We start from the raw sequence: 12301 nt of genomic DNA, 5'->3' as shown, positions 1-12301 counted from the left end.
CTCGTCGGGCTCATAACCCGAAGGTCGTCGGTTCAAATCCGGCCCCCGCAACCAACACAATGAACACCCTTAAGGGTGTTTTTTTGTTTCTGCCGTCCGTAAATACCGTTATAAAAAAAAGCGCCCGAAGGCGCTATTTTTTTATCCACGTCTGGCCAACGTCGCCCCATCGGCAAAGTAGGCTTTGATCCCCGCCAGAATCGACTCCGCCACTTCCTGCTGGAATTTCGCGGTCTTGAGTTTACGCTCTTCTTCGACGTTACTGATAAAAGCCGTTTCGACCAGAATTGAAGGAATATCCGGCGCCTTCAGTACCGCAAAGCCCGCCTGCTCCACCTGATTTTTATGCAGCTTGTTGATATTGCCCATTTTTTGCAACACCGCTTTACCAAATTTCAGGCTGTCGGCGATGGTCAATGACTGCACCATATCGAACATGGTGTGGTCGACGTAACGATCGCCGCTCTTGCTGACGCCGCCGATTAAGTCCGAGGCATTCTGCGTTTGCGCGAGGTATTTTGCGGCGGTACTGGTAGCGCCCTTGGTCGAGAGCGCAAACACCGAAGAGCCGCTCGGCTGACGGCTGGTAAAGGCGTCGGCGTGAATCGAAACGAACAGGTCGGCACGCTGCTTCTGCGCCTTGGCGACACGCACCTTCAACGGAATAAACACGTCTTCGTTACGGGTCATATAGACCTTCATATTACCTTCACGCTCAATGAGCGCGCGCAATCGACGGGCAATCTGCAGCACCACGTCTTTCTCACGAGTTCGGTATTTACCAATCGCGCCGGAGTCTTCACCACCGTGGCCGGGATCGAGCATGATAACGATAGGACGATCGCGCCCGGCTTTCCCCGGCTGCGGCCCGCTTTCTGCCGGCGGTACCTGACGTTCCAGATCGCCTTTGTTGTAATCTTCCAGCAGCGCCAGTAGCGGATCCTGCACATCGGTGGCCGTAGAGGGATAAAGATCCATCACCAGACGCTCTTTAAAACCGGCGACCGGCGCCAGCGCAAACAGCTGCGGTTTGACGTTTTGTTTCAGTTCAAACACCATCCGCACGGTCTGTGGGTCGAACTGGCCCACGCGCGCGGATTTGATATACGGGTCGTCGTCGCGGATTTGCCCGCCCATCCCTTTCAGAACCGAATTCAGGTTAACGCCTTCAATATCAACCACCACTCGCTCAGGATTGCTTAACGCAAACTGCCGATATTTCAGTACATGATTGGATTCCACCGTGACGCGGGTGTAAGTCGACGACGGCCAGATACGCACCGCGACTACCTGCGCGGCGGCGGCCAAACCGACCGGACTCACACTCATTAACCACATGGCGCCCGCCCCTTGTAAAAAACGACGGCGGCTTAATCCCGACTTGTATCCCGACATGCCACTCCCAAGCAAAAAAAACGTGTTTGAAGCCAAAATGAACAGATTGACCAGAAACTTTAACCAAAGCCGCATAACCTGTCATCTATAAAAGGGTAAACAAACTTTGACACCCAAGGTTTTGTCACAATGTTTTCGCAAATTAGTGACAAATTAGGGGTTGCGCCACGAAGCAAAACAGAATAAAAATACATTTATTACGAATAATCATGCATTGAGGGTTTATCATGGTGAAGGAGCGTCGCACTGAACTGGTCGAGGGATTCCGCCATTCTGTTCCCTATATAAACGCACACCGGGGAAAAACGTTTGTCATCATGCTGGGCGGAGAAGCCATTGAGCACGATAACTTTTCCAGCATAGTCAATGACATTGGCTTATTGCATAGCCTCGGTATTCGCCTGGTGGTGGTCTATGGCGCGCGCCCGCAAATTGATGCCAACCTCGCGGAACATCACCACGAGCCGGTTTATCACAAGCAGACCCGCGTCACCGACGCCAAAACCCTTGAGCTGGTTAAGCAGGCCGCCGGTATGCTGCAGTTAGAAATTACCGCCCGCCTGTCGATGAGCCTCGGCAATACGCCCCTGCAGGGGGCGCATATCAACGTGGTGAGCGGCAATTTTATTATTGCTCAACCTCTTGGCGTCGATGATGGCGTCGATTACTGCCACAGCGGCCGTATTCGCCGCATCGATGAAGAAGCCATTCATCGCCAACTGGACAGCGGCGCAATCGTGCTCATGGGCCCGGTCGCGGTATCCGTCACCGGCGAGAGCTTCAACCTCACTTCTGAAGAGATAGCCACCCAACTGGCGGTAAAGCTGAAAGCTGAAAAGATGATCGGCTTCTGCTCGTCGCAGGGGGTCTACGACCAGCATGGCGAGATCGTTTCCGAGCTGTTCCCTAACGAGGCGCAGGCGCGGGTAGAGGAGCTGGAAGCGGAAGAAGATTATAATTCCGGTACCGTACGCTTCCTGCGCGGGGCGGTGAAAGCCTGCCGCAGCGGCGTGCGTCGCTGCCATTTAATTAGCTATCAGGAAGATGGCGCGCTGCTGCAGGAGCTATTCTCACGTGACGGTATCGGTACGCAGATCGTCATGGAAAGCGCCGAGCAGATCCGCCGGGCAACCATTAACGATATCGGCGGCATCCTCGATCTTATCAGCCCGCTGGAGCAGCAAGGCATTCTGGTGCGCCGCTCGCGCGAACAGCTGGAAATGGAGATAGATAAATTCACCATCATCCAGCGCGATAACACCACCATCGCCTGCGCCGCGCTCTATCCATTCCCGGAAGAGAAAATCGGCGAAATGGCCTGCGTAGCGGTGCATCCGGATTACCGTAGTTCGTCACGCGGCGAGGTACTGCTGAGCCGTATCGCCGCCCAGGCGAAGCAGATGGGGCTCAGCAAGCTATTCGTGTTGACCACCCGCAGTATCCACTGGTTCCAGGAACGCGGCTTCACCCCGGTGGATATTGATTTGCTGCCGGAGAGTAAAAAACAGATGTACAACTATCAGCGCCGTTCGAAGGTATTGATGGCAGACCTGGGCTGACGGATAACTCCCCGGATAGCGGCTTGCGCCTTATCCGGGCTACGGTTCGGTAGTCGGTTGGTAGCCCCGGTAAGCGTAAGCGCCACCGGGGGAGGATTCCCGGATAGCGGCTTGCACCTTATCCGGGCTACCCGATTGCAAATAGGCATATCCCACGCCTTCAGGATAGTAATTTTGTTTTATCACCGCCGCATCAGTGACAAATCTTCAGCATCCGGGCTTTATTCCTGGTTTAATGTCGATGTATATCTTTATCACTGCATCAACGCAATGATCCCTCCTAACGAATGAAATCCCAGAACATTATTGATAAACATGATGGATAATGCATAAATCTGATAATTGGATTATTAGTCGATCGCGGAAGGTTGTTTCCACCATTGCTATTTATCCATGGTTAATAATATTGATAGTACATATTAATCAGAGTCTCACCCCGACAATTTTATGGAAGATGGATTACATCTACTGGCTCTTATCACTTTATTATCGATTATTAACCTTACGCTTTCGCTTATCACTATCGGATGCATGAGCGTTTTTACATTGCTAAAACCGAGAAGGCTAAAAATCTATTTCTGCGCAATGAATACCTGTTACCGCTTTGGCTATATCTTTATGCTTAACAGCAAATTACGATGTATTTTCAGTAAGAATAGTTCAAAAGCACCATCAAGGACAGGTATAATTATGGAAAAGAAACCTAATTGGCTAGTAAGAAACATAAAAAAATCACCGCCGTGATTTCTATTTACCCTTGGATATTATTACTTTTAGCAATGATGAGCAGTGGACCGGCCTATGCAGCCCTTACCGCTACCGCTATGGTTATTCTTTTATTTATCGTTTTATCCATCGTTAATTTTATTATTTCAGTGGTAATTATTGTTATTGCTAATATATCAACACCAAGTACTCCCAAAAGCTACGTAGCCTATTTCTTTGCCATGAACTCAGTCTCTTTACTCTGGCTGTTACTTTTATTTGCTTACTAATCAGAGGTGAAGAGCGTATTCACGCCCTTCATCCCCTACCCGTGTCCGGCGAAAATCTCCGCCAGGCCGCTGCGCCGTTCGGTGCGCGTCACGATGGCTTGCGCCAGTACCTGCTCGTCGGCGTAAAGCGACAGGCGCCGTTTGGCGCGGGTAATCGCGGTATAAACCAGCTCGCGGGTCACCAGCGGTACGCTACGAGAAGGCAAGATCAGCGCCGCATGATCGAACTCCGACCCTTGCGACTTATGCACCGTCATTGCCCAGGCGGTATCATGTTCCGGCAGGCGGCTTGGCTGCACCGATTTAATGCTGCCATCCGGCATCGGGAACCACACGCGAAGTTCGCCGTCCCTTTCCAGCGCAATACCGATATCACCGTTAAACAGCCCCAGCGCGCTATCGTTACGGGAAATCATCACCGGGCGACCATCGTACCAGCGTGAATGGCGCGGTAGCGTAATCGCCCGCTTACGATGAAGCATCTGCTCCAGCTGTTCATTCACGCCGCTTACTCCATAAGGCCCTTCACGCAGCGCGCACAGCAGCTGAAATTCGCCGAAGGCGGCAATCATCTGTTCCGGCGCGGCCTGCTCGCGGCGCAGTTGCAGATAACGGCCGTAGCCCTCCTGCGCCGCCATCAGCATCGCTTCATACTCCTCGGTGGTGCTGAGCGGCTGCAGAACGATATCCTCAAACGGCTGGCGTAATGTTGCTTTCACTTCTGCGCGCGCACCGGCATTGACCGCCCGCGCCAGGCTGCCAATACCGGAATGGCTGCCAAAACGGTAGCTTTTTTGCAACAGGCACAGGCTATCGCGCAACGCCCCGGCCATCTGCCCCTCCCCCGCCGGCACCGTTGCGCCGGTCAAACGCGACAGTTCTTGCGCTCGCGCCGCGGTATAACCGGATGTCGCCCAGGCGCAGATGTCGCCAAGCACCGCCCCGGCTTCCACGGAGGCAAGCTGGTCACGGTCGCCGAGAAAAATCACCCGCCCATGTTCCGGCAAAGCATCAATCAGGCGCGACATCATCGGTAAGTCGATCATTGAAGCTTCATCGACCACCAGCACATCCAGATGCAGCGGGTTCCCGGCGTGGTAGCGCATGCGTTGGCTGCCGGGCTGCGCCCCCAGCAGGCGATGCAGGGTACTGGCATCGGCGGGAACCAGCGCTTTTTGCTCATCGCTAAGCGGAAGTTTTCTTAACGCCGCCCCAAGGGATTCCGTCAGGCGCGCTGCGGCTTTGCCGGTCGGCGCCGCCAGCCGAATTCGACAGCGCGACGTGTCGTTGATCTGAATCAGCGCCGCCAGCAGCTTCGCGACGGTAGTGGTCTTGCCGGTGCCGGGACCGCCGGAGATCACCGAAATGCGCCGGGTCAGCGCCACCGCCGCAGCGACTTTTTGCCAGTCGATATCGTCGGTCGCAGGAAAGAGTTCATTCAGGGTTGCCGTTAACCGCCCTTCATCAACCTCCAGTACCCGGTTCGTCTCATTAAAAAAGCGGGCGACGGTGAGTTCATTACGCCACATGCGGTTCAGGTACAGCCTGTCGCCACATAAAATCATCGGCGTCGGTTCGTCACCGCGGCTCACCGCTGACGAAGAAAGCAACAATTGAGGCCAGTCCTGCGGCTCTCCGGCCATCGCCAGCAACTGGTCGCGGATCTCGCCGGCCTTGCCGCTTAGCGCTTCTTCAGCGTTGAGGCGCGACAGCGGCAGGCAGACATGACCTTCTCCGGCATCCCGGCTCAACAGCGCGGCGGCCAGCTTCACTGCCGGAGGGGCATCCTGCGCCACCATCAGCGCAAACTGTACGTCCAGCGGTCGCAGCAAACGCTGCTCGGCGGCGGCCAGCAGCAGTTCATCCATGGTCATGAGTCCACCTCCTGGGCAACACCGGCAAATAGCGCGTCGAGGCCGTCAATCAGCGGCTGCGCCGGGCGGGTGGTGAAGATCCCCTGCCCGCCTTCCTGCCCGTCCATGCCGCGTAAAAAGAGATAAATGACGCCGCCAAAGTGCCGCTCGTAGTGATAATCGGCAATACGGTGACGCAGATAACGGTGCAGCGCCAGGCTATACAGCTGGTACTGCAGATCATAACGATGCAGGCGCATCGCCTGGATCATCGCCTGCTGGGTATAGGCTTCGCGATCTTCGCCCAGCCAGTTAGATTTGTAGTCCAGCAGGTAATAACGACCATCATGACGAAATACCAGATCGATAAACCCTTTCAGCATGCCGCGGACCTGGCGGAAATCGAGCGCCGGGGTATCAGCCGACAGCGGATCATAGCGGCGGATCAGCGCGTCCAGCTGCAGCGGATCCAGCGGTTGTTCAATCGGTAGATAGAAGGCCATTTCCACCTGTTTATCCCGCACGCCCAGCTGATTCAGGGCGATTTCAGCCCCCGGCAGGCGTGTTCGCAGCACGCCGTCCAGCCATTCGCTCAACACCGGCGCCCACTCTTCGCCAAAACCGTGCAACTGTAGTTTTTGCGCCATCCAGTCAACCGGTACCGGCTGACTGAAATCGAGATCCTCAAATAGGCTATGCAGAAATGTCCCCGGCGACGCGCCGCGCGGGAACTGATGAGGCGTGAGCTGCGGCTCTTCCGCCACCTCGCCCACGCCCGCGGCATCGATATCAAGACGCGGCAGCAGGTCCTGACCTGCGCTGGAACCATGCTGCTGCAGACCGGAATAACTGGTCACCCGCCAGTCGTCCATAACCTGGCGTTCAAGGGTCCGCGCCGAAAGCGGCGGCAGCGCGTTTTCCGGCGCCTGCCACGGCGTCTGGTCCATGCTATCGGGAAGACATAGCGCAATATCATCGCTGCACAATGCCTGTAGCCGCGCGGTTAATCCCGCCGCGTCCATCGGCTCGCCGTCCTGCAGCAGACGGCCGAGGGCGCTGTGATGAAAATCGCTGTTGCCAGGTTTATCGCTACGGCGGGTACTTAACGGCGCAACCCCAAGACTGCAGTGCCACACCGCGCGGGTCAGGGCGACGTACAACAGGCGTAAATCCTCCGCCAGGCGCTCGGCTTCCGCCAGCTCAAGGCTATTCTCCCCCTCTCCGAGGTCGAGTACCGCAGCAAAGGAATCGCGGTCGTGATAGAACGCCTGATCCTGTTTGCGAAAGCGCGCGATAAAGGGCAGCCAGACCAGCGAATATTCCAGTCCTTTTGATTTGTGGATAGTGACGATTTGCACCAGATGCTTATCACTCTCCAGACGCATCTGCTGGCTGGAAGCATTGCTGTCCGGCTCGGCGATATGTTGCGTCAGCCAGCGCACCAGCGCGTGCTCGCTCTCCAGCTGATTAGCCGCCTCTTGTAACAATTCGCTGATATGCAAAATATCGGTCAAACGGCGTTCGCCGCCGTGGGTCGCCAGCAGATTTTCGGCAATATGACGTGCCCCCATCAGCGCGCGCAGCATTGGCATCACGCCGCGCTGGCGCCAGATGTGCCGGTATTCACTGAACTCCTCTACCAGCGCATCCCAGGCACGTTCATCCTGATTGAGGTTTTCGATATCCTGCGCATTAAGGCCAAACATCGACGTCGCCAGCGCGCTGCGTAGCGTGTTTTCACGCTCTGGCGCCAGTACCGCCTGTAGAACCCACAGTAATTCCTGCGCTTCCGGGGTTTCAAAAACGCTGTCGCGGTTTGAGAGATAGACCGACGGGATCGACAAAAGCTGCAGCGCATCGCGAATGAGCGCCGCTTCGAGACGGTTACGCACCAGCACGGTGATATCGGAGGCGCGCACCGGCTCGGCTTTTTCGCCGCGCCACAGCAGCGCGCGCCCCTGCTGGCCGGCGCTGAGCCAGTCGCGGATCTGCGTCGCACACAATTGCGCCATAAAAGACTGATAATCGCCAGAACCGACGGCTTCGCCAGGCATTAACCACATGTTCATCGCCGGGATCGGCTTCTCATCAATGGTAAAGCGCAACGTCTGATTTTTAGCGGCTGGCTTCACCGGCAAGAATGGGATCTCGCGGAACATGAATGGATTATCACTCAGGCCGAACAGACGATTAACGCTCTGTACCATGCCCGGCGCCGAACGCCAGTTGGTATCCAGCGTATAGTGGGCGGCAACGTCGCCGCGCGCTTTCATATAGGTAAAAATATCGGCGCCGCGGAAGGCGTAAATCGCCTGTTTCGGGTCGCCAATTAACAGCAAAGCCGTATCCGGCTGGCGACGCCAGATGCGGCGGAAAATACGATACTGCTGCGGATCGGTATCCTGGAACTCATCGATCATCGCCACCGGGAAACGCTGGCGGATGGCGCTGGCCAACGCTTCGCCGCTGTCGCCGCGTAGCGCGTCGTCAAGACGGCTGAGCATGTCGTCAAAGCCCAGTTCGCCTCGACGCCGCTTTTCGCGGGCGACCGCTTCGCGGATCTCGACCATCGCCCTGGCGATAACCAGATCGTTTAAGGTCAGTGGTGAGGCAAGCAGCGCCTCTACCGCGCTGAATAGCGGATGCAGCGGCGGTTCGCCGCCGTCTTTGGTGCGCTCAATGAGGAACGGTTGCGAGAATTTTTCCAGCGCATCAGGCAGCTGATAACTCAGCGTTTCTTCCTGCGCCCAGGCGCTTACCTTTTCGATCCACTTGCCCTGGTTACCGCGGTTGAACTTGCGGCGATCGAGCCCTGAGCTTTCCAGCACGTTTTCAATTTCACCCACCTGCTCCCGCCACTGCTGCTTCAGCGCATTGATACGTTCCAGGATTTGCTGATGGCGGCTTGCTAGCGTCTCTTCCGCGGGCGGCGGCGATTTTAGCTGCGGCGCTTCGCCCTGCAGCCAGCGGTCTATAGCCTTGAGCAGATCGCGCGGCCCTTTCCATTGTTCATGGATCACGGCGGCGATATCGCGCGGCAGCGGATAGCAGTGGCGACGCCAGAAGTCGGCGCAGGCCTGATAACGCAGGCGGGATTCGTCTTCGATCAATTGCTGTTCAAACAGCATGCCGGATTCGAAGGCGTTGAGGCTTAGCATCCGCTGACAGAAGCCGTGGATGGTAAAGACTGCCGCCTCGTCCATCTGCCGCTCCGCCAGCATCAACGTTTGCGCCGCCTGGTTTTTATCGGCGATTTCCGCGAGCAGAGAGGCATACAGAGGATTACTGGAACTCTCACGCAAACAGGCGATCCGCAGTTCATGAATATTGCTGCGGATGCGCCCACGCAGCTCTTCCGTCGCCGCTTCGGTAAAGGTAACCACCAGCAGCTCTTCCACGCTGACCGGCCGGGGGAAAGCAGATTCCCCCCCCAGCCCCAGCAGCAGCCGTAGATATAGCGCGGCGATGGTAAAGGTTTTGCCGGTGCCCGCGGAGGCTTCTATCAGCCGCTCGCCCGTCAGGGGCAAGCGGAGTGGGTCAAGAGACTCAGCGGTTTCGGTCATTCATTCTCTCGCATCAGGGGTAAGGATTTTTGCAATGCGCTGACGCTTTCCCATACCTTACCGCCTTCAGGGGCGGCGTATTCCGTCTTGCCGTTCTGGCTGCCGGAAACCTGGGATAACAGTGCCATGCCTTGCGGATCCACCACCGTCTGATGGAAGAAGTCGGCAAGTTTTTGCGGCGTCAGCAGTTTCATCTGAGCCACTACTTTATCACGTGAATCGAAGCGCATATTACCGCGATCGAAATCTTTGCTCAGCTTTGATGCTTCTTCGCTCAACGTTTGCGGCGCCTGCAGCATCTGGCTAATCGCCGCCTGCTGGATCTGGGCAAACTCTTCCGGTTTCATCGCCCGCAGTTTGGCTTCCGCCGTCGGGAAGAAGGCCTGGAAGCGCTGCCAGAGGAAGGCCGGCTGTTTATCGCTGCTCTGTAGCAGGAAGCCCATCCCCCACTGGCGGCCCACATTCATTGAGAAGGCGAATACCGCATAGCCGAGTTGTTCTTCAGTACGTAACTGGTTGTAGAACCAGGGCTGAATAATCTGCCCTAACAGCGAACTGGCGGCCATGCTGCTGTATTCATCGACATTTGGCGGCGCGAAAACCGCCGCCAGCGCGGAGTCGGTGCTGCTGCCTGCTTTCTCAAACATCGCCAGCTGTTTGCTGTCGATCAGCACGTCTTTGTTGCGACACCACTCGTTGCCATCGGCGCCAAGCTGTTTTTGGATCTGGCGGGCCAGATCGGTGGACTGTCTGGCGCTCATGTTACCGATGACCAGCAGCTCCGGCCGCCCTCTTGCTTTCAGGTTATCGCGGTAGTTGATCACCTCTTTCAGAGTGATTGACGGTAGTAAATCGCGACGTGTTTTACGCTCAAAATAGGGTACCTGCGACAGCATCTGAATCGGCATAATCGCCTGGTCATAGGCTTTGCCTTTGTCCGCCGAATCCATCATCTGGGCATACCAGGACTTCGCTTGCTCAAGCTGCTCTTCGGTCGGCGTATAGCTAAAGTAGCCGTCCAGCAGCGCGGTAAAGAGCTGCGGCAGACGCTGGGTATAGCCGTTGGCATTAACCATCAGACCGTTGTTGGCGCCGGTCGAGAAGCTTATCCCGCCTACCGCGGCCTGATTGCTAAGCTGATCGAGGGCGATACCGGCCAGGTAATCATTCAACGCGAACATCACCTGACGGCGCGCGCTGTCCATCGCCTGCGGGTTACGTAGCACCAGCGAGACGTCGGCCTTCGGTTCACTGGCAAAGTACTGGCTTGGCGCGTACACCACGCGCAGCGTCGGCTCATCGACGATAAGCTCCGGATGCGGGTAGGCCTTATCGCTCTTAATCAGCGTGAAATCATCCGGAATATACGGGTTCAGCGTCGGCAGCTGCAGCTTGATGGCCGCAGATTTTTGCTGCCAGTCGGTGAAGGTCCGGGCGCTAATTTTATCGACCTGGTACGGCGCGTTGACGAAATAAGCGGTTTTGTTGTGCGGCTCATTCGGGCTGATGTACCAGATACGCGCATTTTGCGGCGTCATCATCGCCAGACGGTCTTTAATCGCCTGGGCATCATAGCGGTCGGCGATATTAACCACGTCCAGTACGTGCTCTACCGGCACGCGAATCATGGTATCGGCCAACCACTCCACGTAATCCATATCGCGGTTAATCGACGGATAACGGAAATCGAGCTCCAGCACGTGGGCTAATTCATCAAAGTAGCGCTTATCAATACCCTGTGTACGCAGCAAATTCAGGTAGCTGAAAATAGCGGCGGTAACTTCATCGCGGTGCGCCAGGCCTTTATCGGTGAGGGTAGCGGAGATCGCCAGCACGCCGCTATTACCGTTGACCGCCGGATCGGAATCCGCGCGAATCCCTTCCGCCAGCCCCTGCTTCTGCAGCCAGTCGGATAAGGTGCCGGGGCTGCGGTTGCCAATCATATAGGTCACCAGCTCATCGGTCTTGCTGCGGAACTGAGCGCTGTTGTTATCGATGCGGAATTCAACGCGCAGCACCTTACGCGGCATCGCCGGCACGTAGTGAATCACAATGCCCTTCTGCGCATCGGTCACGACCGGTACGGTAATCTCCGGCTTGCTGATGTCATGATTAGGCACCCGCCCGTAGGTCGCGGCGGCAATGCTTGCCAACTCAGGCAGCGGCTTATTGCTGTAGATAACTGCCTTCATCAGGTTTGCCGAGTACCAGCGGTCGCGGAAAGCGTGTAGCGCATCAAGCACCGGGCTGCCAGGCTTATCGCTCAGTGTATCGAGGTTACCGCCGGAGAATTGTGAAGCCGGATGCGCAGGGTTGATGGTTTCGGCGCTCACCTGCGCCATGCGCATCCCGTCCCGGGTGCGCGCCATGGTCAATTCGGCGTTGACCGCGTTACGTTCGCGTTCGGCATATTTTTTATCCAGCAGCGGCGCGGCAATGGCATCGGCCAGTCGATCGACGGCGCCGTTGAGCGCGTCATTTTCCACCTCAAGGTAGAACGCGGTGCGATATGGCGCCGTGCTGGCATTATGACTGCCGCCGTGCATTTTGAGGAATTCAGCAAGGCTGTCAGGCTGCGGGTACTTCTGCGAGCCCATTAAGGTCATATGCTCGAGATAGTGCGCCAGCCCTTGATGGTCGGCCGGATCCTGTAATGAACCCACCGGCACCACCAGCGCCGACAACGATTTTACCGCCTGCGGATCGGATACCAGCAGCACGACCATTCCGTTTTGCAGGCGAATAGCCTGATAGTGACGGGGATCTTTTTCGCTTTTACGGATGGTTTCCTGAATCGGTTGCCATCCGGTGTCTGCCTGACTTAACGGCGCCCAAAGGGCGACCACTACAACAAGAACTTTGAACCATAAACTGCGGGGCATTCACGGACCTCATCATTAACAAACTTCGCGCTGCATAGCGTCAGCGTGGATACC

The 12301-nt window shown here is 56.4% G+C and carries 6 protein-coding genes; 2 read left to right on the top strand and 4 right to left on the bottom strand.

Annotated features, from left to right (window positions below):
- Positions 1-141: 141 nt before the first annotated feature.
- A complete protein-coding gene (amiC, locus tag ABLU86_RS20225; RefSeq protein WP_020078045.1) occupies positions 142-1395 on the bottom strand; it encodes an N-acetylmuramoyl-L-alanine amidase AmiC in 1254 nt (417 codons plus the stop codon).
- A gap of 227 nt (positions 1396-1622) precedes the next feature.
- Between amiC and argA the strand changes: the two genes are divergently transcribed.
- Positions 1623-2954: an amino-acid N-acetyltransferase gene (gene argA, locus ABLU86_RS20220; RefSeq protein ID WP_015369939.1), complete on the top strand. Its 1332-nt coding sequence runs from the start codon at positions 1623-1625 to the stop codon at positions 2952-2954.
- Positions 2955-3661: 707 nt separating this feature from the next.
- The gene (locus ABLU86_RS20215; RefSeq protein WP_348796371.1) at positions 3662-3949 is read left to right on the top strand and encodes a hypothetical protein; all 288 of its coding nucleotides are present in this window, start codon (positions 3662-3664) and stop codon (positions 3947-3949) included.
- Positions 3950-3984: 35 nt separating this feature from the next.
- On the opposite strand, the gene recD is transcribed toward ABLU86_RS20215, so the two are convergent.
- From recD to ptrA, 3 genes are read right to left on the bottom strand one after another with little or no spacing between them, the layout of a single operon-like run.
- Positions 3985-5823, bottom strand: a complete 1839-nt coding sequence (gene recD, locus ABLU86_RS20210) for an exodeoxyribonuclease V subunit alpha (protein WP_045387093.1) — start codon at positions 5821-5823, stop codon at positions 3985-3987.
- Positions 5820-9365: an exodeoxyribonuclease V subunit beta gene (gene recB, locus ABLU86_RS20205; protein WP_348796372.1), complete on the bottom strand. Its 3546-nt coding sequence runs from the start codon at positions 9363-9365 to the stop codon at positions 5820-5822. Before recB ends, recD begins: the two co-directional genes overlap by 4 nt.
- Positions 9362-12247: a pitrilysin gene (gene ptrA / locus ABLU86_RS20200; RefSeq protein WP_020078042.1), complete on the bottom strand. Its 2886-nt coding sequence runs from the start codon at positions 12245-12247 to the stop codon at positions 9362-9364. Before ptrA ends, recB begins: the two co-directional genes overlap by 4 nt.
- Between the last annotated feature and the right edge of the window lie 54 nt (positions 12248-12301).

Origin of the sequence: Klebsiella sp. JN_Kp121 (assembly GCF_040062145.1) — a bacterium.
Classification (GTDB): domain Bacteria; phylum Pseudomonadota; class Gammaproteobacteria; order Enterobacterales; family Enterobacteriaceae; genus Klebsiella; species Klebsiella aerogenes.
Note: the sequence above shows the minus strand (reverse complement) of the source record. Positions and strands in the feature narration are given on the sequence as shown.

Coding starts and splice junctions, on each gene's coding strand:
- amiC (WP_020078045.1), bottom strand. CDS start 1,395: ATGTCGGGATACAAGTCGGGATTAAGCCGCCGTCGTTTTTTACAAGGG.
- argA (WP_015369939.1), top strand. CDS start 1,623: ATGGTGAAGGAGCGTCGCACTGAACTGGTCGAGGGATTCCGCCATTCT.
- ptrA (WP_020078042.1), bottom strand. CDS start 12,247: ATGCCCCGCAGTTTATGGTTCAAAGTTCTTGTTGTAGTGGTCGCCCTT.
- recD (WP_045387093.1), bottom strand. CDS start 5,823: ATGACCATGGATGAACTGCTGCTGGCCGCCGCCGAGCAGCGTTTGCTG.
- recB (WP_348796372.1), bottom strand. CDS start 9,365: ATGACCGAAACCGCTGAGTCTCTTGACCCACTCCGCTTGCCCCTGACG.